The organism is Paenibacillus sp. VTT E-133291 (assembly GCF_002264395.1).
In the GTDB taxonomy this organism is placed as follows: Bacteria; Bacillota; Bacilli; order Paenibacillales; family Paenibacillaceae; genus Paenibacillus_AQ; species Paenibacillus_AQ nitricinens.
Window position 1 is genome coordinate 11,866 of the sequence record NZ_NFVA01000026.1, and the last position, 25,643, is coordinate 37,508.

The following is a 25,643-nucleotide window of genomic DNA, read 5'->3' on the forward strand; positions in this document are numbered from 1 at the left end:
CGTGGAAACTCACTCATCCAAATATCAAATGAAAAAGAGCTATATAATATTATTGCTAGTTTTCATATTAGTTATTTTAACCGGTTTTCGCATTTTATGGATGGAAGCGTTTCAATATCCCAAACAGGCGTCAATTCATAATGGGCAATTCGATTTACGCAATTGGAATGCAGAAGATGGCAGCATTCACTTACTTGATGGGGAATGGGAGTTTTATCCCTCGCAATGGTTGATAGATGGTAGTCGGCAACAATTGTTAGGCGATAATGCGCCAAGGCTCATTCAGGTACCGGGAGGATGGAGTGAAGTTTTGCATGCTGACAAGCCATCTCCATACGGGTATGGCTCTTATCGTTTGCTTCTTTATGTAGACCCGGCGAAGCATCTTAATTATAGTATTCGTGTACCCAGTGTACGCACTGCATCAGAATTATATGTAAACGGTCGATTACTTACTAAATCTGGACATGTGGCGACAACAAAGGATGAATATATTTCGAAGGACCTACCTTATTCTACAACCTTTACAGCAGATGACAACGGTGTAATCGAACTCGTGATTCAGGCGGCAAATTATGTGGATAGTCGAAGCGGGGGCATTGTCCGATCCATAAAATTCGGTTCAGAAGAAGCCATTGCCAAAGAGATGAAGGCTTCCATTTTTATGCAGTTTTTGGCAGCAATTATTTTTATTATGCATGCTGTCTATGCACTTATTTTGTATTTGATAGGAAATAAGGAAAAGAAGCTGCTTTATTTTAGTTTGCTTGCATTCTGTGTAACGATCACGAGTGTCTTTAGTACGGATGAGAAGTTGTTCCATCAGTTATTTTACATTGGAATTGATTGGGATTTTAGGCTGACTAATATTGCTTTCGTTATTGCAGCCTATGCTTTGCTCCAGTGTACGAATCATCGCGAGCTTCCGTATTGGCGTAGGATGTACCCTGTCTATAAAATAATGAATCTAGGGACTGCCGGCATCACGTTGTTTTTAAATCCAACTCAGGTGATCATGCTCTTCCCTATTTATTATGTATTAGGTGGTACTGCTGCAGTTATAACGCTGATTACGATGTTTAAAAAATTAATTAAAGATTTAAAGAGCAATCTTTTACTGCTTTTCTCTTTTCTTGCGTTGATGAACTATGCTCTTTGGTCGTTAATCTTGCTGGATAGCGGTTTGAGTCTTGTCTACTATCCGTTCGATATGATTATTGCGATAGCTTGTTTAGCCTCTGTATGGTTTAAAGATTATTTTATTATGCATGCGAACACGAAAGAGCTTGCGAAAACATTGCAAAGGATGAATGACCATAAAGATCAATTCCTAGCAAATACTTCTCATGAATTTAAAAATCCGCTTCATAGTATTCTTAATATGTCACAATCCGTTTTAAAACGGGAGCGGCATTTGTTGCAGGAAAGGAGTATCAAAGAGCTTGAAACGCTTTTATCTGTAGGACGTCGAATGACATTGATATTAGACGATTTGATTGATGTGATGAGTTTACGGGAAGGCAATCCGCGCATACACAAAAGAGTCATATATATTCAGCCAATTGTGACCGGAGTACTTGATATGCTGCAATTAAATGCAGATGTGAAGTCTGTAAAAATTGCAAATCAAATTCCTGAAGATTTTCCTCCAGTATATGCGGATGAGAACCGGGTTGTTCAAATCGTTTTCAATTTACTTCATAATGCTGTGAAATATACGAATGATGGGGTCATTTCGATTCAAGCTTTTGTAAAAGATGGACGAGCCTATATCGTTATTGCTGATACCGGGATCGGAATGGATGAGAACATGCTTAAGCGCCTATTCCGTCCGTACGAGCAAGCCAGCACGAATGAGACTATGATTGATGGTGGCTTTGGGTTGGGTTTAAGTATAAGCAAACAACTGGTTGAGCTTCATGGAGGTACGTTAGTAGTGTCCTCTGTTTTAGGAGAGGGCTCAAAATTCACATTTTCATTAAGGCTAGCAGGTTTGGACGCGGAGGAAGAGAATGATGTGACCAACTCATTTGAACCATTACAATCCATGCCGATTCAAGAAATAGCCTCCTCAGTGTATATGGAAAAAGTGAAAATTCCGCCAGCTACGAATCAAACAACTTTAATAGAAATGAATCGTGAACGTCCGATCCTATTAGTTGTTGATGATGATCCTGTCAACCTTCAAGTACTTGAAGCCATACTACCACCAGACGAATATGATTTAACAATGGTAACGAGCGGTAAAGAGGCATTAGCTGTACTGGACACTAAGGAATGGGATCTGGTCATCTCCGATATCATGATGCCACAGATGTCCGGTTATGAGCTGACACGAATGATTCGTGAGCGGTTTACACTCACGGAGCTCCCTGTATTGCTCCTTACCGCAAGAAGCCAACCGAAAGATATTCAGAGCGGCTTTATAGCGGGGGCAAACGATTATGTGACGAAGCCAGTGGAAGCAATAGAAATAAAATCGCGGATTGAGGCGTTAGCTACGATTAAACAATCCGTTCGAGAACAACTGCGATTAGAAGCTGCATGGCTGCAAGCGCAAATCCAGCCTCATTTTATATTTAATGCGTTGAATGCTGTAACAGCTTTAAGTGATATTAATTTGGATAAGATGCGTATTTTGCTCGATGAATTCAGCAATTTTCTGAGGAATAAATTTGAATTTCAAAACATGGATAGGCTTGTTTCGATAGAAGAGGAGTTAAGTCTAGTACGTTCTTATCTATATATTGAAAAGGTTCGGTTTGAAGAAAGGTTACAGGTTATTTGGGAGACAGATGACAGTGGAGACATAAAAGTCCCATTTCTTACGATCCAGCCTCTCGTTGAAAATGCGATAAGACATGGCATAATGAAGCGCAATCGTGGGGGAACGATTCTTATTCGGATTTCTGTCTATGAGACGCATGCAGAGATAACCGTTGAAGACGATGGGGACGGAATAGACGAAGTCCAATTGCAACGAATATTAGAAAGGAAAGCAGATAGTCGTTCAGGCGTCGGATTGATTAATACGGATCTGCGATTAAAACGGCACTTTGGAACAGGACTCCATATCACAAGTACGTTAGGTACAGGGACAAAGGTAACTTTTCATGTACATAACAGGTTGAATAGCGGGGATAAAGCTAGGTGATATTTATGTGATTTAATGAGGAGCAACTTGGCTGCTCTATGCTACAGGGAATTACGACGCTATTTACTATGCAGGAGTGATCACGGATCCTAAAGTAATGTCTTAGGCGGATTTTGAACGGTGGATTGAGGTAGCTTTTTTTATATGCTATCGGATTTTGTGGTAGCAGTGACTTTGGCAGAAACGGATATTGCGCAAGAAGTAGCCGATAAATGGATTGCAAGTGGTATAGAGCTGAAAATGTCGACGGGTTGGAATTGTTGCTGCTGGCTGCTCGGAAATCGCAAGGATAGTGAATTTTCCGAAGGGAAAAAACCGATATTTTGGATGCGATGAGCGAAGAAATATGTGGAAAGGCGGGAGACCATGAACGAACTACAGGAAGAAGCGCTGGAAGAGATGAAACTGGCAATTTATGAGTGGTTTGAGGAACAAGAGAAACGAAAGGACGTGGAGGGCGCTGTCAAGCGTACCACGCTGCAAGTGGGCATTTTTAACGACATTGTGCTGGATTATCGACCGGGTAGGACTAGCGTTGCCAGTTCGGATTTTAGAAGGAATGCTTCAGGGCGCAAGTCGATGAAGGCATCTCCTTTTACACAGGAGGAGGTCTTGCATGAGGTGCAGCCTCGGTTGACGAGCATCGTAAGGGAGAAGCTGGACAAGTTGCATACGTCGGCCTTTATCGACTACCGGTTTACCTTAAAGGGAAGATTCGCAACGGCAGACGGGCCCGTGAGATTAACGGTGTTTGAAATCGTATATGAAGAGAAAAAGCGGCAGCTTCTGGAGCGGGTTGAGTCCTATATCGAGCAAAAACTGGAGAAGGGCGCTTACCCGACAAAGCCGTTAGAAACTTTCTTTTTGACACGCCATCTGTTGGACCCGTATTTGTTCAACGAACCGGACGTCGGACGGACGATTGCTATATTTGACCGGATTCAGGCGTTGAATAAAGAACGGGCGCAAGCGCTGAGGGAGCATCGAAGCGATATCATTCGAGCTTTAACCCACTGGACCGAGGAAGTATTCCTGCCACGTCACTATGATGTTACCCTTTCCGAATACAGAACCAATGAAAATGGAATCAAGCCGGATAAGGCTCTCAAGCATATGGATGAGCCGAACCAGCCTATCGATCTGCTGTTGTACGGCGCTGTGATGATTCTTCGTTACGAGCCAAGTTACAGTAAAGCCAAGGGCATGACTTTTCTGGAGCTTGCGAGGCAGCTGGGCAGCGGCAAAGCCGGACGCATGTTGAAGGAAGGTAGCGACACCTTCGCGCGAGAAGACGTTCATCTGCGTGACGAGTTGACTGAATGCAAGGCTAACGATGTGTTTTCCATCATTACGGTCGTTATTCGTAAAGAAGAGGCTGGTGCGTACGAACGGGCGATTTCGTTCATTCTCTCCCTACTCCGGAAGGGTTTCCCAAAAAGCTACAAAATCAAGCTAAAATCCAGCGTGAGAGAGGCATTACCTATTAAAGGACTTGCCAAATCGGATACGCATCGTTTTTTCGCAAATGCACTGGCCTATTCCGAGCTGTATCCGTTATTGGAGGAATACGCTCGTGAGGCGATGGAAGAGTTTGTGTGGTACGAGGATACGGAAGGTGAGAAAAGCGTCATGCCGGGCAGTTATGCCGTATTCGGGCTGGGACTCGCGGACGAGCGCTATTTTCCGTTGGTAGAGACCTACATGGCCCTTGTAGACGAGGAGCATCAGTTGGTGCAGGACAAGTTCACAGCTGTTTTCGCCGAGACCCATGGCATAACCGAACGCTCGATGCCCGCCTTGATCGCTTGCCTGCGTTGCTCTCATGATTCGCTGAAGCTGAGGATTCAGCCTGAACTGGAAAGTGAAGACAAGCTATCGCTATTGGTGCAGCATGTCGAGGCTTTACCGAATTACGAGGCCGAACGAGTGCTGTATCCGATTTTGGGCAAGGCGGAGAAGCTGGCTGCATTGGCTCGAAAGGCGCAGGAACCGCGTAAGGAGCTGTTCCTTCGATTGCTAAAGGCAGCGGAACAAGCTTGACGATAGGGAGGCTATCCTGTGTGAAGATCATTTGCAAATTTGCATACCATGTCAAAAAACCTTGAGAAGACGATCGAAGTATTAAGAGCGTTAAGCGAAGGAGCATGCCGCGGCAGCTCCTTTTACTTTTTTCGCCGCTAGCCCCGTTACGGTGAACCTTACCATAAGTGACATGTGATAGATCTTTTGAAACAAGAAGCCGAAAACTTCTGAATTTTTGTAGAGATTTCAAACACGTTTATCATAATAAAAAATACACCTACAGCGATTGGGGATTAGAAAACTTATAACTGAGAGAGAATTCTGGAAAATACAACTGCAGTTGTTAGGAATGTATTTTAACACAAAGTTTTTGAACAAACGGGAAACATTAGTTCAATGACAATAGCAGCAGTCTACTTATTTTTCAAAAGCTGGCGATTCTTCAATTCAAAAACCACGCTAAATCAGCAGCTCCAGTCTGATACTTTATTTTCACTGAACAGCTCGTTTCTATTCAAGCGCTAATATAATGCGGAAATGGCAGATGAAATGTTGAAACTCACTTATAAAACAAGAGTTTGTAAGGTTGAAAGGGATTATAGATTTGAAAGGGTCTGAACAAGTCGAGTATGGTGCGGGAAAAAGAGAAAGCCCATCACAATAAGTTGAAAGGGATTCTTTTTCAACTTATTAGGGATGGGCTTTCTTTGATTTTAATATTTTTCTTTTCTACAAATGAAGAATAGTCAGTTCCTTAGGGAAGCTTGTTAAGGTCTCTGCACCTTCAGCAGTAATAATTAAATCATCTTCGATACGCACACCTGCTAGTCCAGGCACATAAATTCCTGGCTCAACGGTGAACACATTACCGATCTCGATAATGTCATCGTTCTGACCATGAAGTGACGGATATTCATGAACATCCATTCCCAGTCCGTGTCCGACACGGTGCAAGAAATACTCCCCGAATCCGGCTTCTTCAATCACATCACGCGCAGCTTTGTCGACAGAACCGAAGGGAGCTCCAGGATTGGAAGCGGCGATTCCAGCTTCGTTGGCAGCCAGCACGGTGTTATAGATCGTGATTAGCTTGTCGTCCACGGATTCAATAGCAAAGGTACGTGTAATATCAGAAGCATAACCATCAGCATACACCCCAATATCAAACATCAGGAAGTCGCCTGGCTGAATGACCCGGTTGCCTGGAACACCGTGAGGCAGGGCAGTTTTAGGACCAGAAAGCACCATAGTATCGAAGGAAGGGCCGGAAGCGCCAACCTTTTTCATTAGATATTCCAGTTCCGCTACTAAATCGTTTTCTGTAACGCCTGTTTTTACATGGGTAAGCACGCGGCGCAAAGCTTCCTCAACTAGCTCAGCGGCATGTTTCATGCGCTTAACTTCATCGGGGGTCTTTTTGGAGCGCATGCTGCGCAGCAATGGACCTATATCACTAAAACCTTCTGCTGGAACGGCTGCGGTTAGATGCTCAAAACGGGCTACTGAGAAATGTTCCTTCTCTATACCAAGAGTACCTAGCTTACTGCTGCCGAAACAATCTTTAAGCAGGTTATAAGGATTATCAGTGTCACTATGGGTTATGATTTTGGTGACCGAAGAAGCTGCTTGAGCCGCTTCTGCATCTAGTGCGGGTAGAATGAGCATTGGCTCTTCTCCGCGTATCAACAGCAGACCGAGAAAACGTTCATGCGGATCGCTGGCGAATCCGGTTAAGTAGTAGACATGTTTGGGATCTGTTACGAGCAGTGCATCAAGGCCTTCGCCCGCCATTTGCTGCTCTAGGCTTGTCAGAGCATTATTCATAGTTGGTGTTCCCCTTTCAACTTCACGATTAGAACTGCAATATTCCTATTATAGATCAAAAATAGACTAGACGCACGAGACGGACTACATCTATCGTTGGCTAATCCTAACATGCCTATTCGCAAGCATTCCGTAAACAATGATGCATATTGGATCACCTATACTTTTAAAACCTGACAAGAAGCTTTTCTTGAGCCTACTAGTTGGTGTAACATAATCTTTAATATACTTCTTGCAAGGTTAGGCGGAAGCTTATTGGGGTACGGTTGTTGAGAGAGGAGTGATTCTTGGAATGAGAGGTAAAATTGCACTTGTAACTGGAGCAAATTCCGGTATGGGGTTAGCGACGACAGTTGAACTGGCTCGCAAGGGAGCCAAAGTCATTATGGTATGCCGTAATCGCCAGCGTGGAGAGGAAGCACTGGCTGCCGCCAAGCAAAAGAGCCACTCCGAGGATATCGAGCTGATGTTGTGCGATCTGGCCTCGCTGGAGAGCATTCGCAGTTTTGCGGAGGAATTCACCCGGGAATATCCGATTCTAGATATACTCATCAATAACGCTGGGGTAGTCACGATTAAGCGTCAGCTTACGAAGAACGGCTTTGAGATGGATCTTGGTGTGAACCATTTGGGTCATTTTTTGCTAACGAATCTGTTACTGGAGCCTTTAAAAGCAGCAGAGCAAGGCCGTATCGTTGTGGTTGCTTCCGGTGCTTACAAAATAGGTGCACTTCACTATGAAGATCCAACCCTCGCACGCCGTTTCAATCCCGCAAAAGCTTATGCTCGATCCAAGTTAGCCAATATACTGTTCACGAAAGAGTTGGCAGCACGCCTGCAAGGGACAAGAGTAACGGTGAATTGCGTGCATCCAGGAGCAGTGGGCACAAATATAGGTGTTAACCGGGAGACAGGCTTCGGCAAGTCGATCCTTAAGCTGCTGTCATACTTCTTTTTAACTCCTGAACAAGGAGCCGATACTGCGATCTATTTGGCTACAGAACCGGATTTGCAAGAGGTAACCGGTCAATATTATTATCGACGAAAGAATCAGGAGCTGACTCCCAGAGCACAGAATAAACAAGAGGCGCAGCGGCTGTGGCGATGGAGCCAGGAGCAGGTAGGCCTGAGTTAATTAACACATTTGGAGGAATCAAGGGATGAATTGGGAGAATAGCAGGATTGAAGATGCAAAACCTACAGACTTAGCAGCTATTGTGGAGATTTATAACTCAACGATTGCTGGACGGATGGTAACTGCGGATCTGGAACCTATTACTGCTGCAGACAGAGAAAAATGGTTCAATGAACATAACAGCCATCATCGTCCTTTATGGGTACTTAGGCAGGGAGATGAGATTGCGGCATGGTTCAGCTTTCAATCCTTCTATGGTCGTCCAGCGTATAATGCAACAGCAGAAATTAGTGTATACGTGAGTGAAAAGTTCCGTGGTGGTGGAGCCGGTAGAATTCTTTTGAAAGAGGCCATTGAGAAAGCACCTAGTCTCGGCATTAAGAATCTAGTTGGTTTTGTGTTCGGACATAATGATCCGAGCCTTGGTTTGCTAGAAAAATTCGGTTTTAAGCAGTGGGGATTACTACCCGGTGTAGCAGAGTTGGATGGTATAGAACGTGATTTAGTGATTGTTGGACTTAAAATCTAATAACCGCAATTGAAACGCTTACATTTTAAGTGTTGAGCTTGCGCTATTGGTGTCACAATCAATCCATATTTTTGACCAACGCTGCAAATCTCGGATAACGTTCTCCAGGGCAAGTCCTTTATCCGTTAAGGAATATTGGATCCGCACAGGTGTCTCAGGGAATACTTCTCGAAGGACAATCCCTTCCAGTTCCAGCTCTTTAAGTCGTTCGGAGAGCAGTCTTCCACTGATGGGTAAGGCTGCTTCAATCACATTGAAACGTTGCGGTCCTTGGAGGAGCTGGTAGATAATTAAACCTGTCCAACGCCTGCCGATAATATCCATACTTTTTTGTAGCTGGGGACATAAATCAGTGGACTTCATATGGCTCACCTCTTAGTGAACATTATAAACGAAAAGACCATTAATTTAAACAAATTCCAATTTAATTCATTACTAGAAAGGGTGATTGACAGTGGCTAAAAAAAAGAAAATGCCTACCACTCCGCGTCCTGCTGCGACCGATGGACCAGCTACGCTAAAAGACCTGCTGAGCAGTGATGTTCTTGGAAAGCTGAAGGCGCAATCTGATGCGCTGAAAGCGGAAGAGAATGACCGCAAGGAAGCTGCTCGTAAAGTGGTGGAAGATCAGCGGAAAGCTGAGCAAAAGCGGCTTGAAAATGATTTTGCACATCTGTTGGAGAACAGTAATCAGGATTGGCATAAATATAAATAACTGATATAGCTAGCGGAAAAAAGATCATGAGATAAAGAGATGCCTATTAGGGTGTCTCTTTTTTAATGTTATTTATTAAATTCAATTGTTTTAAAATTTACTATACGAAAGGGTTGACCCTCAAAGTGGGCTTAGGTATAATCGAACATAGTGCAAATGAAAATCATTATCAATGCCGATACTATCATCTATTTCCCAAACGATTTAACTATTAAACAGATAAGGAACAACTCATGAAACTAAAATATTTGTCCCTACTTCTAATAGTCTTTTCATTTATATCTTTGTTTATAGGCGTAAAAGACATTTCACCTTTGGATCTTTTTTCGCTTACGGAATCTCAGATGCAGACTCTGCTAGTCAGCCGGATTCCACGCTTAGCTGCACTGATTATAGCTGGTGTAAGCATGAGTATTGCCGGATTAATTATGCAGCAATTATCACGAAATAAATTCGTTTCTCCAACTACAGCGGGCACGATGGATTCCGCGAAATTCGGTATTCTCGTGTCCCTGATGCTGTTCGCAGGGGCGACACCGATGCAGAAGCTGCTCGTTGCTTTTGTTTTTGCCCTACTGGGAACATTTATATTTATGAGAATCTTAGATCGGATCAAGTTCAAGGATAGTATTTTTATCCCGCTGGTCGGACTCATGTTCGGGAACATTGTAGGCTCGATTACTACATTTTTTGCTTACAAAAATGATTTGGTTCAGAATATCTCATCTTGGATGCTTGGCGATTTCTCAACGATTATTAAGGGACAGTACGAATTAATCTATCTCAGTATTCCCCTTGTCATTCTCGCGTATGTTTTCGCCAATAAGTTCACCGTAGCCGGTATGGGGGAGGATTTCTCTGTCAATCTCGGTATGAACTACAAAGCGGTTGTAAACGTAGGATTGGTGATTGTAGCGTTAATCTCTTCTGTTGTTATTTTAACCGTAGGTACGATTCCATTCCTGGGTCTTGTTGTACCTAACATAGTAACGCTATACATAGGCGATAACTTGAAAAAAAATCTGGCACATACAGCCATTCTCGGTGCGGTGTTCCTCCTGTTCTGTGATATTCTGGGCAGGCTCATTATATATCCATACGAAATATCCATCAGTCTCACGGTAGGCGTCATCGGAAGTGGTCTGTTTATCTACTTGCTGATGAGAAGAAAGGCGAATTAGTGATGAAGACGAAACTAACGATATTATCCTTAAGCGCTGTTGCTCTCATCGTCTTGTTTATGACCTATCATGTTATGGGAAATTGGGATTATGTTCTGCCCAGTCGGGGAAGAAAGCTGGCGGCCATTTTAATTACCGGAGCGGTGATAGCTGTCTCTACCATAGTTTTTCAGAGCATTACGAACAACCGGATTTTGACACCTAGTATTTTGGGGCTAGATTCTTTGTACATGTTGATCCAGACGTTCGGTGTATACGCCTTAGGCTCATCAAATATGACGTTTATGAATAAAAATGTGAATTTCTTGTTCTCAGCTTGCATCATGGTTCTGTTCTCAGGTGTGCTGTATAAGCTAATGTTCCGCAGAGAAGGTCAAAACATATACTTCCTGCTGCTCGTAGGACTTATCATGGGAACGATGTTCCAGAGTGCATCTTCTTTTATGGAAGTGCTCATTGATCCGAATGAATTCCTGATTCTACAAGGGAAAATGTTCGCCAGCTTCAACAACGTCAGCAGTGATCTACTGATATTGTCTACAGTTGTATTAGCGTTAACTACGCTGTATTTCATGAGATTTGTGAAGTATTTAGATGTTATTTCTTTAGGAAAAGATGAAGCCATTAACTTAGGGATCAATTATGACTATGTAGTCAAAAGACTGTTAGTTATTGTATCCATCTACGTTTCGATATCAACGGCTTTAGTAGGGCCGATCACTTTCTTGGGTTTACTAGTGGCCAATGTGGGGCATCAGTTGTTCCGTACGTATAAGCATTCCTATCTGATTCCCGGCACGATTTTGCTAAGTATTATTGCGCTTGTCGGGGGACAGTTTCTAGTTGAACGTGTGTTTGGATTCACTACTACGGTTAGTGTAATCATTAATTTTGCAGGTGGCGTCTACTTTGTCTATCTGCTGTTAAAGGAGAATAAGTCGTGGTAGAAGTTAAGCATGTAACCAAGCGTTATGGCGGAGTTACCGTTGTTGACGATGTGTCTTTATCCATTAAAAAGGGTGCAATCACCTCGTTTATCGGCCCTAACGGCGCTGGTAAAAGCACGTTGCTCTCCATGATCAGTAGACTTATCTCTAAAGACGCGGGGGAAGTACTGATCGAAGGGAAGGAAATTGGCAGCTGTAAGAGTAATGTGCTTGCTCGTAAAATATCGGTGCTAAAGCAGTCCAATCATATCAGCGTTCGTCTTACTGTGAAGGAACTTGTTTCTTTCGGAAGGTTCCCATATTCACAGGGAAAGCTCACACCTGAGGATCGGGCGTTCGTTGACGAAGCGATTGCTTATATGGACCTTCAAGAGATGCAGGATAAATATATTGATCAGCTAAGCGGTGGACAACGCCAGAGAGCATATATTGCAATGGTTATGGCCCAGGATACGGAGTATATTTTGCTCGATGAACCACTCAACAATCTGGATATGAAACATTCTGTACAAATTATGAAGGTGTTACGCCGATTGGTAGAAGAGAAGGGCAAGACGATTGTGCTCGTCATTCATGATATTAATTTCGCTTCTTGTTACTCTGACTACATTGTAGCGCTCAAGAATGGGCGGGTAGCTTCATCGGGTACGGTAGATGAAATTATTGATACAGCAGTGCTTAGGGATGTATATGACATGGATATCCCTATAGAAACAATAGGTGGTCGTAAAATTGGTGTCTATTTTTAAACAAGATGCCGCTTCCATTCGGAAATTATTATGACGTAACGCATGAAGTGAAAGGCGCCAGCTTCCTTGACGTATACGCGAATAATTCAAATAGCTTGACTATAAATTATAGGGGTGAATGTTTTGAAGAAGAACGTATCTTTACTAATCATGACAGTGTTTCTTGCCGTAATCTTGGCGGCCTGTGGCTCCAATAATGCAGCAACTTCAGATAATAATACAGCAGCGGCAGGCAATACAGAGGCTACTACTGCACCGAATACAGAATCCAAAGAGCTTACTATTAAGCATGAACTTGGAGAAATTACGATTAAGAGTAACCCGCAGAAAGTGGTTGTATTTGACTTCGGTACACTCGATACTTTGGATAAACTGGGCGTAGAGGTGACTGGAGTGCCTCAAAGTAATGTACCCTCTTATCTCTCTAAATATAGTGATGCCAAATATGAGAATGTCGGTGGTTTGAAAGAGCCTGACTTCGAAAAAATAAATAGTCTTTCTCCTGATCTGATCATCATTTCCGGCAGACAGCAAGATTCTTATGATGAATTCAGCAAAATTGCACCTACATTGTACGTTGCTGTAGATAATGCGAATTACATGGAATCTTTCACGAAAAATGTGAAGACGCTGGGCCAAATTTTTGGCAAGGAAGCTGAAGTAGAGACTGAACTTACTGCTATTAATGACTCCGTTAAAGCTCTGAATGAGAAAGCTAAAGCAGATGGTAAAAAATCTCTTATTATTCTCGCCAATGAAGGAAAAATCAGTGCGTATGGTTCTGGTTCCCGTTTCGGTATTATCCATGATGTATTCGGATTTGCACAAGCGGATGATAAAATCGAAGTATCCACTCATGGTCAAAGCGTATCTTATGAATATGTAGCCGACAAGAATCCGGATTATCTGTTCGTAGTAGATAGAGATGCGGCTGTGAAGAGTGACGGCAGCAAATCCGGTTCAGCGAAGGATGCAGTTGAGAACGATCTCGTGAAGAACACAAATGCTTTTAAAAACGGTAAAATCATTTATCTTGATCCTAACTACTGGTACTTGTCCGGTGGCGGTTTAATCTCTGTTAGCGAAATGCTCAAAGAAGTTGAAGTTGTTCTGTAAGCAGAGTAACTTGGGAAGGCCTGTTGGCAGGAGTAATACTCCTTGTCAGCAGGCTTTTTTTTGCTTTTTTCCATAGAATTACTGGTATATTCATACTAGTTGCTAAATTTAGCTGTAACTTTTTATGCGAGTATACGTGGTTAGGTTAAGGGGGGAGTGCATGAAGCGAAATTCACTGGATGAAATATATCAGATGTATGTGATGGATATTTACCGCTATTTGCGCTCCCTTAGTGGTGATCATCACGCGGCCGAAGATTTAATGCAGGAGACCTTTTACCGTGCTTATTTATATTTGGAGGATTGTAAAGACGAGAAGATTAAGCCATGGTTGTTCCGTGTCGCGTACAACGCCTTTATAGATTACAAGCGGAAGGAAGGGCGCAGCACCGTTCAGAGCGAGGAGTTTTTTAAACAGCTCGCCCATCCAGATACCACGGAAAGCACGCTGCTTCGGCAGGAACGTTGGGAAGAGATGAGAATTGCGATAGGTGAGCTACCGGACAATCAGAGGCATGCACTGCTACTACATGATTTTCATGGTCTTAGTTATCTGGAGGCATCGGACATTATGAATGTGGGTCTGTCCCAATATAAGATCTTAATCTTTCGAGCTAGACAGAAGCTGCGTGAAGCAGAGCGGAGGCGGAATGAACATGAGTGAGGCGTTCAAGGAGAAGTTAAGAAGGTATGGCGAAGGTACTCTTACAGACGAGGATAGGGATGAAGTGGAGCGCGAACTGGAGAAGATGGAAGCTTATCAGGCTTACCTGGATGAACTCATGGGTGAAGAAAAGCTCTCTTCAGGCGAGAAGAAGAATATAGAATTCGGAAAAGGTAAGAGAAACAAACCCGGCAAGGAAAAAAAGATCATCCGCCGCGGTAAATGGAGAGCCCGTATATCGAATACTTTAACGGTAATTTCTGCGTTCTTAATATTCTTGATTATTTGCAGTATTATCAGTGCGATATTTTATGGTACTGGGGAGAGAGTAGAGAAATACCGTGATGTTGTTTCTTCCGCTATCGCTGTTTCACAGCCGAATACGATCGTCCATTTGAGTAGTGATGCGGGTCCATTTTTTAGTATGAATCTGCAGGGTGGAATAATAAAACAAATTGGTGATGCACGGATTAATGTTGGAGATTATTCGATGAAGTTTCTATTAGGCTGGCCTAGAATCTATAGTTATTCATGGACATATGAACGCAGTGGGACAGGTAATTACTTTGTCTACCCCATTGAGAACCAGCTTGCAGAAAATAGAATGGATGACAGCAGTGAGTGGGAAAAACTAGAGAAGCTCCCTGAGGGTACGGTAGGAGAAGCCTATTTGTCTTTTGAGCAATTTTTTACGACAGATGAGCTGTTGAAGAATTTTCAGCATAAGAATCTTGAGCTTTTGTGGTTCGCAGCAGATACAGGTCCAAGGACACAAGAGCCATTAATAAATGATCCATTAGGATTTCCAAGTACGCCCATCTGGCATGCGGATGATATGAAGGTGACACAAGAATCAAAGAAAAAGTGGGGTTGGTTTGGAGGGGTGACTAGCCGCACGAGTGTTTCTCCATCTTTTAACTCATATGGGGATGGTGAGCTGCGTAATGCAAACTTCCTAAAGACATTACGCTTGTTGCAGGAGCATAAGTCCATCGCCAATAAGGTGATTCCGTTCATTGATCTGGATGATTCCATTAGGTATATAGAGAAGAATGGAGTTAAGCTCTATGGAGCTGTTGTAACCGGTCCGGTGAAAGAACTGCTCAAGTTGAAGGAAGAAACATGGATCAATAACATACATGTTGAGGAAGTAAGACTATGGAATTGGCGGGATAGAGAGAACTGAGTGAGGATGCCAAAGATCTAAGAAGGTAGTAAGTGTCAAGGATTGTCTGTTATGATTTAAATCTCAGCCGGATATGCCCTGTGGTGGTGGGGTATACCCGGCTTTGTTGACTAAAGAGACACTATTGAGCTAGCACGGGAGCGGAAGAAGTCACAGAACTTGCTTCTCGCTGAAGCAAATCGTACAATTATTTGAATAATAGATTTATGGATATGTGTGATAACCAACGTTGAGTATGATAGATTAGGAGCTGAGATCTATGAAAGTAGGAGTCGTATCTGATACACATATGTCAAGAATGGCTAAGTCTCTGCCTAAGGCACTGATTGCAGAGTTTCAACATGTGGATTTAATCTTGCATCTTGGTGATTGGGTGAGTATGGGAATCTATGATTTGCTGTCAGAACTAGCACCGGTAGAGGGGATTGCCGGAAATAATGATGGGGATGAGATCATTGCGCGTTTCGGAGAGCGCAAGATCATTACCCTTGAAGGAATCAGGATTGGCATGGTACATGGACATACGCCACATTCCCGTAAAGGAACGGATGGGAACGCACTGCTTGCTTTTGCGAATGATGAGGTGGACTGTATTCTCTTTGGTCATTCACATCAGCCCTTGCTAAGAGAGGAGAATGGTATCCTGCTATTTAATCCAGGTTCTCCTACAGATAAGCGGCGTGAGAAATTGTATTCTTTCGGAATTTTAGATATCGAAGCGGGTAAAGTTAGTGCCCGGCATGTGTTCTACGATTCAAAGGAATAAGGCTTGATTGTCCAAATCATTCGGCGTTCTCTCCATGGTGAACGGCTCGGTAACCCTTTACAATGAGGTTAAAACGGGCGAAGCCAGAAAGTGAGCGCTGATGATGAAGAATTATCGTATAGAACGAGTGGTTTGGGATGATTTAGAACGGCTCATCCCATTATTTGATGAGTATCGAGTATTTTATGGAGCAGCCTCAGATCAGGAAGGTGCACGAGCCTTCTTAGCCGACAGACTAAAGCTGAATGAATCTGTGATCCTTATGGTGGTTGAGGGGGAAGGTGATGAGAAACGCGCGTGGGGCTTCACACAGCTCTATCCTTCTTTTTCATCGGTTACGATGGAGCGCCTCTGGATACTAAATGATTTGTTCGTTACTGCTGAAATCCGTGGGCAAGGGCTAGGAGCTATGCTACTGGAAAGTGCTAGAGATTATGCGGTCTCTACGAATACGAAGGGCTTATCCCTGACAACGATGACGGAGAATGTGGGGGCGCAGCTGTTATATGAAGCGCATGGCTACATTCGGGATGATGAATTTTTTACCTATAACCTTTTTTTCTAAAGCAGCTAGAGAGAAAGACGAGTAAGGGGCGTTAAAGTGGAAACAAGTCATAAGTTAGCAATCTTTTTTGACCTCGATGATACGTTGTATGATCATCTGGTACCATTTAAAGAAGCGGTACGGGAAGTGCTCAGCCCAGATGAGAGTAGTCTGGACTTTGCGGAATTATTCTATAAAGTGAGACATCATAGCGATGTGTTGTGGCCGATGTATTTGCGCGGTGAGATTCCGCTTGAAGAGACGAGGGTGCGCCGGTTGGAGCTTGCTTTTGCCGAGTATGGTTTGCAGATTGATCGTGATCAAGCCACAGCGGTTCAAGCGGCATATATTGGACGTCAATATACGATTCAGATGATTGATGGCGTGCGTGAGCATCTTGAACGATTTATTGCGGACGGTCATAAGGTAGGCATTATTACGAATGGACCAAAGGATCATCAGATGAGTAAGATTCGTGGGCTAGGCTTAGATCAGATTATTCCCGAGGACATGATCTTTATTTCTGATGCTGTAGGTCTTGCTAAACCGGACCCGGAAATATTCATACACGTAAACAAAAAAACTGGTACTTTGGCGGACAATTCGCTTTATATAGGGGATACTTGGGCTAACGATGTAGTTGGAGCACTTGCGGCTGGATGGAAGGTTTGTTGGTACAATCCGAGAGGAAGACAACCAGCTACGGATCATAAGCCTAGTTATATTTTTACTAATTATAAGGAATTTGGGGAGCTTCCTTTGGTGTGAGAGAACAAGTACTCCAAAGATATTAGAAAGCCATGCGAGAGAAATCTGCGCATGGCTTTCATTATTTTATAACTAGTTTCCGGGGAGTTGGATGCCGCGCCACCCGCTTACATCGCATTGACCCTGTTCGTGATTACCCACAGCAACCACGGTACCGTCCGATTTAAGACCGATGGTATGAGTGCAACCTGCCGCTACGGCCACCATATCGCGCCAGTCACTTATATTGCATTCGCCGTACTTATTCCAACCCACAGCAACCACGGTACCATCTGATTTAAGACCGATGGTATGATGACTGCCTGCCGCTATAGCCACAATACCATGCCAGCCGTTTACATTGCATTGGCCTTCATGATTTCGACCCGCAGCAATCACCGTACCGTCCGATTTAAGACCGACTGTATGAAGGTAACCCGCCGCTATAGCTATTATGTCATGCCAATCATTTACATTGCGTTGGCCATACCGATTATTACCCACAATTGTCACCGTGCTGTCCGATTTAAGACCGACTGTATGCCAATCACCAGCCGCAACTGCTACTATATCACGCCAGTCACTTACATTGCATTGGCCTTCATTATTTCGACCTACAGCAACCACGGTACCATCCGATTTAAGCCCGACGGTACGACGCCAACCCGCGGCAACCCTCACAATATTAGTCCAGTCGCTTACATCGCATTGGTCATACTTATTCCAACCCACAGCTGCCACCGTACCATCTGATTTAAGCCCGACGGTATGAGCATTACCGATATGAGCATTACCCGCAGCAACCGCTATCATATCGCACCAGCTGCTTACATCGCATTGGCCATATTTATTATCACCCACAGCCGTCACCGTGCCGTCCGAATTAAGCAGGGCGGTATGACGATAACCCGCTGCAATGGAGGGTAGGGTTTTCACAAGGTTCATAAATTTCGCTCCTTAGTTGATGGTAGATGTGTACCATTGTAGGACAAATCCCCATTAAAACACAGTTCTTTCTTCTTCAAATCTTACGTTTGTCTATTAAAAAAGCTTGCTCCCTAGAAGCCAACTCGGCTCTAAGGGACAAGCTTTTTTCGTTTACTCTGCGAAGCTGTATGTTGGATCTGTAAGGTTCATTCTTTCTTTTATGCCTTTAGTAGCATAGATCTTGTTGTCGTCGGTAATAAAGAAAGCTTCAACACCTTCAGGTAAAGCTTCAAGATATTTCATACCCTCTTCAATTCCCATCAAGAATACCCCAGTAGATAAGGCATCTGCATCTGTTGCATTCGGGCTCATAATGGTAAGGCTTTTGAGACCGTTCTGTGAAGGATATCCTGTGCGTGGATCAAGGATATGATGGTAACGAACATTGTCCTGCATAAAATACCGTTCGTAAACACCAGAAGCATCGATGACCTCATCTGAGATTTTAATGGTTCCTAGCTGAGTACCACGGCTTTGATCTGGATCCTGCAATCCGATATTCCATTCCGTTCCGTTTGGCTTTTTACCGAGGGCAATAATACTGCTGCCTCCGAGGTTAATCATAGCGCTATTAAGACCTTGCTCTTTCAAATAATCAGCGATACGGTCTGCAGCATAACCTTTACCAATGCCGCCTAGATCTAACACCATATTTTCCTTCATTAGCTTTACAGTTTTCGCAGCTTCATCAATTTCAACGTCCTTGTAATTGGTTAGACTCTTGGCTTTATCAATATCTGCTTGGGGAGGAACTTTATCTCCGCCACTACCGATATTCCAAAGATCGATTAGCGGACCGATTGTAGGATCAAACAGCCCGTCCATTTCCTTTGCGTATTGTATGGATTGTTTAATTACATCCAGGGTTTCGTCAGAAACAACAACCGCTTCTTTTCCTGCTGCCTGATTGATTGCGTATGTCTCTCCACCTTCTTTGGTGCGGCTAAGCTCCATATCCATTCGCTCCAGCATGTGCTGGATATCGTCCATATTTTTCTGTTCTACAGTAGCACCAAACACTTTGATATTCACAACAGTGTCATAAATATAAAAGGTCTGAGAAAGAGATTTTTCCTCTCCTTTTCCGGATGTTGTTGCGCTACCCGTAGTTCCCGCTGTCTTATCGTCCTTATCTTTAGTAATTAGCCAAGCGCCGACAGCAATGACGACGATGACGATTACAACGAGGATCAGCGTCGTTTTTTTGTTCTTGAACATATTCCACCATCCATAAAGTTAGTTTCTAAAACAAATCACATTATTTATATCATACCCCAGATAACAAGTTGATGGAAATCAAATTCATGACATATTAAGGGATAAGTCGGTCAGCATAACAAAAAAAGCCCCGTATCCTGATTCGGAGCAGCGCTGTAGATTTAGAATAAAACGATGCTATTTAATCGAGCATATATTCACTGTATTTGTTCTTGCGAGGGTTTAATACGAAGAGGATACCTTTGGCATATCCGCTAACGGCTTTGAAATTCCGTTTTAGGGTTTCTTTAACCGTCAGACAAGACAATGTCCAGATCAAGGCAGCATAATTCATTAATGGAGCTTTTCGCAAGTTGAGTAGATAGTAGTGATTAATGGCTGTAGCTTGTGCTACAACGCCCGCTTTATCGCGAGAGCCTGGCGACTCATGATGGATGATTTTCATGGCGGGATTAATCACAAGCTTGCCATAGCGGCTGGCTAAATGGGATAGATAAATATCCTCGGCTATGGAATAGCTTGTCATCCATGGATAGGGCTTAATATCACGCAGTGCCGAGCGCCGGAAGGACATATTGCAGCCGTGAAAAAAATCAGTTTCAAATACCTGCTTCTTCTCTCCCCAAAGGAATTGCGAGCCTGCAAACATACTTGCCGACAATCTGCCTGGTGACCCGGACATTTGTCCGGTTAGCATACCGAATAGCCTGCTTGGCATGCTGCTATGTATACCTTTGGCTACACCACCTACACCAACAATAGAGTCGTCGGCTGTATAAGTATCTAACAATCGTCGAATATATAAGGGGTCATTTAATTCTGCATCGTCATCTAAATGGAGCACGATTTCTGCATGGATCAGCCCTAGCGCTTCGTAACGGGAAAGCCAGAGACCAGGCTTAGTTTTGCGATGATAATGGAGTTCAGCCTGTGGTAATCCTTGTAGTATTTCAGAATAATAAGCTAATCTGTCTTTAGGGATCTCACCGTCGTCCATAATCCATAGCTCGATAGAGATATCTTTAAGATTTGTCTGCTTGCCAATGGACTCTATGCACACCGTAAGGTCATTGATTCGGTTGCGAGTAGGAATCACTATAGATAGATCATGCATATCTTAATCTCCCTTCAGGACTTCTTTTGTCCGCTCACCTGAATGCAGTTATCCGGCGAAATGTGGTTACCTTGATTCTATCGTTCCTGAAGAAGAGCGTATATACCACTTTCGTATACTTTTAGTGCAGCTCAGGTCTAAATGAAATTATTTTAATAAAAGTTAAGTTTGTGTTTTTCGGTTTTTAACTATATAATAGTAAGCGACGAATATTTAGTTATCAATCTTATTAAGCAGTTACAAATGAACAATAATAATAGGAGGTTTTTTTCATGAGAATAGATATTTGGTCCGATTATGCGTGTCCATTTTGTTATATTGGTAAAAGACGTTTGGAGAATGCGCTGAGTCAGTTCCCGAACAGAGATCAAGTAGAGGTGGTATTCCGTAGTTTTCAACTGGATCCGCATGCAAAATTGAATGAGACTCAGAGTATTCATGAGATGCTGGCTTCCAAATACGGAATGACGATTGAAAAAGCAAAAGCAATGAACGCACAGCTGACTGAGCAAGCCCAAGATGTGGGATTGGATTTCCAATTCGATACGATGAAGCATACGAATACTTTTGATAGTCACCGCCTAAGTCACTTTGCAAGCTCCAAGGGAAAAGGGGCAGAAATGTCCGAACGTCTGCTACGTGCTTACTTTACGGATTCATTGAATCTTGGAGACCGCAGTGTACTTGCTACACTTGCTGCTGAGGTAGGGCTGGATGAGGCAGAAGTAACGGCAATGCTGGAGACGGATGCTTATACAGATGAAGTGAATGGTGATATCGAAGAAGGAAGCCGTCTGAATATTACCGGTGTACCATTCTTCGTGTTCAACAATAAATATGCGTTATCCGGTGCACAGCCAGGACCTGTATTTACAGAGGTATTGGATACCGTGTGGGCAGAAGAGCAAGCAGGGCCAACACTGCAAGTGGTGGGCAAAGGACAATCTGATGCATCCACAGATGATGGCTGCGCAGATGGATCTTGCAGCATATAAAGTTCAAATAGTGTGGAGAAGAAGAGATGGAGAAGTATCCATTTCTTCTTTTTTTAGTTCCGAAACGCTGCTCTGTTGTACACACTACAAAGACAAGCGCCCCCGGATAGATTCGGGAGCGCTTGTCTCTTTATGAGGTGTTTATCTAAAAGAAGTGATAAAGCTTGTGAACAACGTGCGGACATCGTACTGATGCTGATTAATTGGCTCGATAGGCCGATTAATACCAAGCAGTGTGTACACTGCAGTTCTTGCTGCTCGGATAGAGTATTCTTCGGTGAATACAACATCATCTGGAATTTCGCAATATTGTCCAACGAAGGCAAGGTTAGTGGAGCCTTCAGGAACTACTTTAGGTCGGTCACTGTTTAATCTAGGCATGAATTGTGAAGTGATATAAGGCATCATACATGGAATACAATTGGCGGTTGCCATAATCTCGTCCTTATGTTCTTCGAAATGAAGATGACCGATTAATTCTTCCATAATTTCTTCACCGGTACATTCGCTCATTTTCTTCTTCACGAAGTCGCCTACGTTGTCAGGGTACAAACCGTAACCCCAGAATACTTTTACATGGTCTGGTTGATTGCGGAAATGCGGTTGGAAAGCTAAGACAACGGACATTAACCAGCTCGAATCTTTAAAGGTAACCAATGCGCCAGTACCTGCACGATTACGAGTGAATTTCTCCATGAGATCGAAAAATTTGGAATCTTGGAAGGTCACGGTAAAGGATTCCCATTTCGAACCATCGACATGATCATCGAAGGATGATGGATTGCCAAGTCCAGGTTTTTTGGCGGCGATGTTCTCCCATAATTTCCACGAGCTTCCCTTGCCGTTGAGACGTGGGGCAGAGGTCATGGAACCTAGGCTGGAGCCTTCGGTCATAGAGCCGTTCGTGACGATTACGATATCGTCTTCATTTATGTTAATAACGTCGGCTACACCTTGGCGTAGGACGTTCATTTGGGTGACGGTAATGCCATCTCCATCTTTGAACTGCAGGTCGGTTACTGTACATTTCAGTGTAAAGTCTACGCCGAAGCCTTCAAGATATTTGTGCATAGGTAAGATGATAGAATCATACTGGTTATATGGAGTGCGGGTTACGCCTTCCAGGGTTTGAATTCTTGGGAACTCATGAACGAAGCGAATCATATATCGTTTAAGCTCTACAGCGCTATGCCAAGGTTGGAAGGCGAAAGTAGTAGCCCACATATACCAGAAGTTCGTAGTGAAAAAGTGTGGACCAAACCAGTCGTTAATCCGGGCTTTTCCCATTTTTTCTTCTGGTGTAATAATCAATTTACCCATCGCAAGCCGGTCAGCCATATCAAAGCCCATGGATAATACATCTTCCACCTCACCGTTGCGGTTTACGAGTCTAGCGTTAGCATGTGTTGGATTGGCGGTATCGAATTCTATAATCTCTTCTCTAACGGATTTCTCTGGATAGTCGAGGGAGGGAATCGACATGAGTAAATCCCATGTATTCTCATAGGTCTCATCGTTGAGCATCCGGCCACCGCGAATGACATAACCGTGCTCAGCGTCACCTGCGCCGTCGTTGCTGCCACCGAGAATCTTCATCTCTTCAATAATGTGAATGTTCTGTCCCGGAAAGTCACAGTCTCTGACCAGGTAAGCCGCGCCCGCTAAGGATGCAATTCCGCCACCGACAAAATAAACCTGTTTATTACCGTACTCTTTTTTCACAATGGTCGCCTCCAAGTTGTTGTTGAAATAATCACACTCTTAATGTAAATCAACTCCAATTTCGAAGGTATAATCAATCCTTTTAGAGTGTATGGTTTTTAGTCATTACGGTCCATATGTCTAGTTTTTAGACAAAAAAACCGTTGAACCCAAAGGTTACAACGGCTTATTCTCATATTTGTGCAAAGCTTTTAGAAAATTCCCCTCAATAAGTACACTTAGCTTCTCGATAATGTGATCAGGATGCTCTTTCATACCATCTCTCATCCACTGAATGACGAGGCCTGTGAACGCCAGTGTATAAAAGTTAGCAATAAAATGCTTATCTTCGTGGCTAACTTCCATCCCGGCGGACAGTTCGTTTATGACACCCATAATGAGGTCGTTCGTCACTTCGTATAGATACGCATCCAGATGATTTCTACCCAGTGAGTTCAAGGTGTTGCAGCAAAAGGTTTTATTTCGTTCGATATAGCAGAAAATTCTATAAAAACCGTCCGTCCACGTACTGTAGCTACGATACTGGGCGATGCTCTCTACAGCCTCGGTCTTATAGATCCAACCCAGTAAATCAAATATATCCTGAAAATGATAATAGAAGGTTTGTCTATTTAGTCCGCAATGGTCCACGAGCTGTTTGACTGTAATTTTATTGAGCGATGTATGTTCCATTAGTTCTTTTAAGGAATGAGACAATGCATTTTTGGTGAGAAAAGAATTGGACAACGTTCTATCATCTCCTCCATTCAAGCTTTTGGCCACTGCTTAACCAGTAGACGAATGCCTTCTGCCAACAAACCAAGTGCAAATCCGCCACATGTAAAAAAGAAAAAAGCTAGGAATCCCGCGAGATCCTCCCAACCGGACATCTCTCTATAGGTGTAGCTTAGCATAAGTACCGAACCGATAAGTATTCCTGTTGTAGTGATGAACCAGAGTAATCGAGCGCCGAGCCACCCTAAAGCATTGACGATACCAGATACGACAACAGAAAAAAGTGCGAAGCGAAGTAAGAGTGTGACATCCCAAGCGTGAGCCATCATTACAAATCTGTGCACTATGAAGAGCATCCATAGAACAACACCATAAACAGCCATCCAGATCAACCAGCGATTACTTTTGGCAGCAGGCAGGAATTTCATTTCTTGCTCACCTCTTTATCCAAAGTAAAAACGGTGTGCAGCAGGAATTATACGGAGAAAGATTCCAGCTCTTCTACACTTTGCAGAAGATGATTCAGCAGGTTCGGAATGTCGTCCATTTGCTCCTCAGTGATCTGTCTTTTGAATCGCAGCTCAATGCAGTTATTGTAGGTTTCACCTTCTTGACCATAAATGAAGCTTAATGACTGTACGGGCTGGAATTCAGGCCCCCAGATGGCTTTGAGAATACTCTCGATTGCCTGACATTCTGCGGGGATATCTTCAATTTCCATATAAAAACGTAACGAAAGATTGCAGCCGGGATCCATGTTAGGCACTTCCAATATTTCATCGCTAAGATCTTTCACAGAGGAAGTTAGGAAGACTTCGGCGGTTACGCTCCTGCCAGCAGTTAATTGGAAGGAGAGGCTGAACTCTCTGGACATCAAAGCCATATTGAGAAGGTCGGAACGATCCGTAACTACCAAAATTCCGTCCAGGTTATCATAGTCATAGATTTGGTTCTCAAAAGCAATTTTAATATTATCGAAAACAGTAGGATGGAACAATAATGGCACCTTCTTTGTTTATTAGTATTGTAACATGATCTAAATAGAAGTGAAAAAGATGCCCAAGGACCATATGGACCGGGCATCTTTTGTGTGTTACTCCATGACCTTGAACATGCCCGTCATACCGGGGGCGTGATTCTGAAAGCCGTATCGCTCATAAAAGGTATTATTGGCGTGTGATGCAAACAGTCCTACGAAAGCCCCTGTAAAAGAATGAGATCGAATATAGCGTAGTAGCTGCTCAATAATGACATTACCAATGCCTTGGCCCTGAAATTGGGGAAGCACGGCTACGTCCTGAATATAGAAATACATATGACCATCGCCGACGATCCGCCCCATACCGATAACCTTATCATCCTGTACAACGACCATCCCATACACCGAGTGAGCCAGAGAGGCTGCGGTCATTTCTGTATTCACGTTCCCCCAACCGACAGCTTCCCATAAGGAGGCATGCTCCTCAGTCGTGGGTAAACGTTCAAACCATTCATAATGATGTGCTGTTGTCATAGCTAATCACCCATTCTTTATTAAGTTATCATAGCGATTGTAGTGTAGTTGTAGTAAGCTCCACTGTAATCAGCCCCCTTAGGATGAGTGGGTATTCACTG

General features: G+C 43.4%; 25 protein-coding genes and 1 pseudogene. 16 read left to right on the forward strand and 10 right to left on the reverse strand.

Annotation, left to right across the window (positions count from 1 at the left end):
- Positions 1-28: 28 nt before the first annotated feature.
- The 3 genes and pseudogenes from CA598_RS12860 to CA598_RS12870 all read left to right on the forward strand — a co-directional run bounded on the left by CA598_RS12860 (position 29) and on the right by CA598_RS12870 (position 5,194).
- Positions 29-3,154: a hybrid sensor histidine kinase/response regulator gene (locus CA598_RS12860; RefSeq protein WP_179283665.1), complete on the forward strand. Its 3,126-nt coding sequence runs from the start codon at positions 29-31 to the stop codon at positions 3,152-3,154.
- A gap of 31 nt (positions 3,155-3,185) precedes the next feature.
- Positions 3,186-3,466 (forward strand): annotated as a pseudogene (locus CA598_RS12865) (DNA alkylation repair protein); the annotation flags it as partial.
- Positions 3,467-3,520: 54 nt separating this feature from the next.
- Positions 3,521-5,194 carry a DUF6138 family protein gene (locus tag CA598_RS12870; RefSeq protein ID WP_094876758.1) on the forward strand — a complete coding sequence of 558 codons (1,674 nt, stop codon included), beginning with the start codon at positions 3,521-3,523 and terminating at the stop codon, positions 5,192-5,194.
- Positions 5,195-5,905: 711 nt separating this feature from the next.
- Here CA598_RS12870 and CA598_RS12875 read toward each other — a convergent pair.
- A complete protein-coding gene (locus tag CA598_RS12875; protein ID WP_094876759.1) occupies positions 5,906-7,000 on the reverse strand; it encodes a M24 family metallopeptidase in 1,095 nt (364 codons plus the stop codon).
- Positions 7,001-7,292: 292 nt separating this feature from the next.
- Here CA598_RS12875 and CA598_RS12880 point away from each other — a divergent pair, with 292 nt between their 5' ends.
- Together CA598_RS12880 and CA598_RS12885 are read left to right on the forward strand one after the other, a co-directional pair.
- On the forward strand, positions 7,293-8,135 hold the full coding sequence (locus CA598_RS12880) for an SDR family oxidoreductase (protein WP_094876760.1): 843 nt from the start codon (positions 7,293-7,295) through the stop codon (positions 8,133-8,135).
- 25 nt (positions 8,136-8,160) lie between these two features.
- On the forward strand, positions 8,161-8,664 hold the full coding sequence (locus CA598_RS12885; protein ID WP_094876761.1) for a GNAT family N-acetyltransferase: 504 nt from the start codon (positions 8,161-8,163) through the stop codon (positions 8,662-8,664).
- An 18-nt stretch (positions 8,665-8,682) separates the two neighbouring features.
- Here CA598_RS12885 and CA598_RS12890 read toward each other — a convergent pair whose 3' ends face one another.
- Positions 8,683-9,027: a winged helix-turn-helix transcriptional regulator gene (locus CA598_RS12890; RefSeq protein ID WP_094876762.1), complete on the reverse strand. Its 345-nt coding sequence runs from the start codon at positions 9,025-9,027 to the stop codon at positions 8,683-8,685.
- Between the two features lie 91 nt (positions 9,028-9,118).
- On the opposite strand from CA598_RS12890, the gene CA598_RS12895 reads away from it, so the two are divergent.
- The 10 genes from CA598_RS12895 to CA598_RS12940 all read left to right on the forward strand — a co-directional run bounded on the left by CA598_RS12895 (position 9,119) and on the right by CA598_RS12940 (position 17,300).
- Complete coding sequence (locus CA598_RS12895) at positions 9,119-9,379, forward strand: YqkE family protein (RefSeq protein WP_373455824.1); 261 nt, start codon at positions 9,119-9,121, stop codon at positions 9,377-9,379.
- A gap of 233 nt (positions 9,380-9,612) precedes the next feature.
- Positions 9,613-10,560: an ABC transporter permease gene (locus CA598_RS12900; RefSeq protein WP_094876763.1), complete on the forward strand. Its 948-nt coding sequence runs from the start codon at positions 9,613-9,615 to the stop codon at positions 10,558-10,560.
- A 2-nt stretch (positions 10,561-10,562) separates the two neighbouring features.
- Positions 10,563-11,507 carry an iron chelate uptake ABC transporter family permease subunit gene (locus tag CA598_RS12905; RefSeq protein WP_094869908.1) on the forward strand — a complete coding sequence of 315 codons (945 nt, stop codon included), beginning with the start codon at positions 10,563-10,565 and terminating at the stop codon, positions 11,505-11,507.
- Positions 11,501-12,256: an iron ABC transporter ATP-binding protein gene (locus CA598_RS12910; RefSeq protein ID WP_094876764.1), complete on the forward strand. Its 756-nt coding sequence runs from the start codon at positions 11,501-11,503 to the stop codon at positions 12,254-12,256. The genes CA598_RS12905 and CA598_RS12910 overlap by 7 nt, the downstream gene beginning before the upstream one ends.
- Before the next feature lie 123 nt (positions 12,257-12,379).
- Positions 12,380-13,372 (forward strand): siderophore ABC transporter substrate-binding protein, encoded by a 993-nt coding sequence (locus CA598_RS12915; protein ID WP_280788796.1) that lies wholly within the window; start codon positions 12,380-12,382, stop codon positions 13,370-13,372.
- A 160-nt stretch (positions 13,373-13,532) separates the two neighbouring features.
- Positions 13,533-14,036 (forward strand): sigma-70 family RNA polymerase sigma factor, encoded by a 504-nt coding sequence (locus tag CA598_RS12920; RefSeq protein WP_094876765.1) that lies wholly within the window; start codon positions 13,533-13,535, stop codon positions 14,034-14,036.
- Positions 14,029-15,222 (forward strand): anti-sigma factor, encoded by a 1,194-nt coding sequence (locus CA598_RS12925; protein ID WP_094876766.1) that lies wholly within the window; start codon positions 14,029-14,031, stop codon positions 15,220-15,222. The genes CA598_RS12920 and CA598_RS12925 overlap by 8 nt, the downstream gene beginning before the upstream one ends.
- A 259-nt stretch (positions 15,223-15,481) precedes the next feature.
- A complete protein-coding gene (locus tag CA598_RS12930; RefSeq protein WP_094869912.1) occupies positions 15,482-15,988 on the forward strand; it encodes a metallophosphoesterase family protein in 507 nt (168 codons plus the stop codon).
- A gap of 100 nt (positions 15,989-16,088) precedes the next feature.
- Positions 16,089-16,553 (forward strand): GNAT family N-acetyltransferase, encoded by a 465-nt coding sequence (locus CA598_RS12935; protein ID WP_256990488.1) that lies wholly within the window; start codon positions 16,089-16,091, stop codon positions 16,551-16,553.
- A 36-nt stretch (positions 16,554-16,589) separates the two neighbouring features.
- On the forward strand, positions 16,590-17,300 hold the full coding sequence (locus tag CA598_RS12940; protein WP_094876767.1) for an HAD family hydrolase: 711 nt from the start codon (positions 16,590-16,592) through the stop codon (positions 17,298-17,300).
- Positions 17,301-17,372: 72 nt separating this feature from the next.
- Here the strand turns inward: CA598_RS12940 and CA598_RS12945 are convergent, their stop codons facing one another.
- The 3 genes from CA598_RS12945 to CA598_RS12955 all read right to left on the reverse strand — a co-directional run bounded on the left by CA598_RS12945 (position 17,373) and on the right by CA598_RS12955 (position 20,598).
- The gene (locus CA598_RS12945) at positions 17,373-18,224 is read right to left on the reverse strand and encodes an RCC1 domain-containing protein (protein ID WP_094876768.1); all 852 of its coding nucleotides are present in this window, start codon (positions 18,222-18,224) and stop codon (positions 17,373-17,375) included.
- Positions 18,225-18,377: 153 nt separating this feature from the next.
- Positions 18,378-19,484 (reverse strand): FAD:protein FMN transferase, encoded by a 1,107-nt coding sequence (locus CA598_RS12950; protein ID WP_094869916.1) that lies wholly within the window; start codon positions 19,482-19,484, stop codon positions 18,378-18,380.
- Between the two features lie 181 nt (positions 19,485-19,665).
- Complete coding sequence (locus tag CA598_RS12955; RefSeq protein WP_094876769.1) at positions 19,666-20,598, reverse strand: glycosyltransferase family 2 protein; 933 nt, start codon at positions 20,596-20,598, stop codon at positions 19,666-19,668.
- 272 nt (positions 20,599-20,870) lie between these two features.
- On the opposite strand from CA598_RS12955, the gene CA598_RS12960 reads away from it, so the two are divergent.
- Positions 20,871-21,593, forward strand: a complete 723-nt coding sequence (locus CA598_RS12960) for a DsbA family oxidoreductase (protein WP_094876770.1) — start codon at positions 20,871-20,873, stop codon at positions 21,591-21,593.
- A gap of 141 nt (positions 21,594-21,734) precedes the next feature.
- Here the strand turns inward: CA598_RS12960 and CA598_RS12965 are convergent, their stop codons facing one another.
- The 5 genes from CA598_RS12965 to CA598_RS12985 form a co-directional block, all read right to left on the reverse strand.
- Positions 21,735-23,315 (reverse strand): oleate hydratase, encoded by a 1,581-nt coding sequence (locus tag CA598_RS12965; RefSeq protein WP_094876771.1) that lies wholly within the window; start codon positions 23,313-23,315, stop codon positions 21,735-21,737.
- Between the two features lie 156 nt (positions 23,316-23,471).
- A complete protein-coding gene (locus CA598_RS12970; protein WP_042125036.1) occupies positions 23,472-24,041 on the reverse strand; it encodes a TetR-like C-terminal domain-containing protein in 570 nt (189 codons plus the stop codon).
- Between the two features lie 20 nt (positions 24,042-24,061).
- Positions 24,062-24,457: a hypothetical protein gene (locus tag CA598_RS12975; protein WP_094876772.1), complete on the reverse strand. Its 396-nt coding sequence runs from the start codon at positions 24,455-24,457 to the stop codon at positions 24,062-24,064.
- 47 nt (positions 24,458-24,504) lie between these two features.
- Positions 24,505-25,026 carry a hypothetical protein gene (locus CA598_RS12980; protein WP_094876773.1) on the reverse strand — a complete coding sequence of 174 codons (522 nt, stop codon included), beginning with the start codon at positions 25,024-25,026 and terminating at the stop codon, positions 24,505-24,507.
- A gap of 96 nt (positions 25,027-25,122) precedes the next feature.
- Positions 25,123-25,542, reverse strand: a complete 420-nt coding sequence (locus CA598_RS12985) for a GNAT family N-acetyltransferase (protein WP_094876774.1) — start codon at positions 25,540-25,542, stop codon at positions 25,123-25,125.
- Positions 25,543-25,643: the final 101 nt, after the last annotated feature.

What these genes read in the sequence shown, in the direction of transcription:
- CA598_RS12860 (WP_179283665.1), top strand. Translation starts at nt 29, where the DNA reads ATGAAAAAGAGCTATATAATATTATTGCTAGTTTTCATATTAGTTATT.
- CA598_RS12870 (WP_094876758.1), top strand. Translation starts at nt 3,521, where the DNA reads ATGAACGAACTACAGGAAGAAGCGCTGGAAGAGATGAAACTGGCAATT.
- CA598_RS12945 (WP_094876768.1), bottom strand. Translation starts at nt 18,224, where the DNA reads ATGAACCTTGTGAAAACCCTACCCTCCATTGCAGCGGGTTATCGTCAT.
- CA598_RS12900 (WP_094876763.1), top strand. Translation starts at nt 9,613, where the DNA reads ATGAAACTAAAATATTTGTCCCTACTTCTAATAGTCTTTTCATTTATA.
- CA598_RS12905 (WP_094869908.1), top strand. Translation starts at nt 10,563, where the DNA reads ATGAAGACGAAACTAACGATATTATCCTTAAGCGCTGTTGCTCTCATC.
- CA598_RS12960 (WP_094876770.1), top strand. Translation starts at nt 20,871, where the DNA reads ATGAGAATAGATATTTGGTCCGATTATGCGTGTCCATTTTGTTATATT.
- CA598_RS12885 (WP_094876761.1), top strand. Translation starts at nt 8,161, where the DNA reads ATGAATTGGGAGAATAGCAGGATTGAAGATGCAAAACCTACAGACTTA.
- CA598_RS12950 (WP_094869916.1), bottom strand. Translation starts at nt 19,484, where the DNA reads ATGTTCAAGAACAAAAAAACGACGCTGATCCTCGTTGTAATCGTCATC.
- CA598_RS12985 (WP_094876774.1), bottom strand. Translation starts at nt 25,542, where the DNA reads ATGACAACAGCACATCATTATGAATGGTTTGAACGTTTACCCACGACT.
- CA598_RS12930 (WP_094869912.1), top strand. Translation starts at nt 15,482, where the DNA reads ATGAAAGTAGGAGTCGTATCTGATACACATATGTCAAGAATGGCTAAG.
- CA598_RS12890 (WP_094876762.1), bottom strand. Translation starts at nt 9,027, where the DNA reads ATGAAGTCCACTGATTTATGTCCCCAGCTACAAAAAAGTATGGATATT.
- CA598_RS12875 (WP_094876759.1), bottom strand. Translation starts at nt 7,000, where the DNA reads ATGAATAATGCTCTGACAAGCCTAGAGCAGCAAATGGCGGGCGAAGGC.
- CA598_RS12925 (WP_094876766.1), top strand. Translation starts at nt 14,029, where the DNA reads ATGAGTGAGGCGTTCAAGGAGAAGTTAAGAAGGTATGGCGAAGGTACT.
- CA598_RS12880 (WP_094876760.1), top strand. Translation starts at nt 7,293, where the DNA reads ATGAGAGGTAAAATTGCACTTGTAACTGGAGCAAATTCCGGTATGGGG.
- CA598_RS12920 (WP_094876765.1), top strand. Translation starts at nt 13,533, where the DNA reads ATGAAGCGAAATTCACTGGATGAAATATATCAGATGTATGTGATGGAT.
- CA598_RS12935 (WP_256990488.1), top strand. Translation starts at nt 16,089, where the DNA reads ATGATGAAGAATTATCGTATAGAACGAGTGGTTTGGGATGATTTAGAA.
- CA598_RS12975 (WP_094876772.1), bottom strand. Translation starts at nt 24,457, where the DNA reads ATGAAATTCCTGCCTGCTGCCAAAAGTAATCGCTGGTTGATCTGGATG.
- CA598_RS12955 (WP_094876769.1), bottom strand. Translation starts at nt 20,598, where the DNA reads ATGCATGATCTATCTATAGTGATTCCTACTCGCAACCGAATCAATGAC.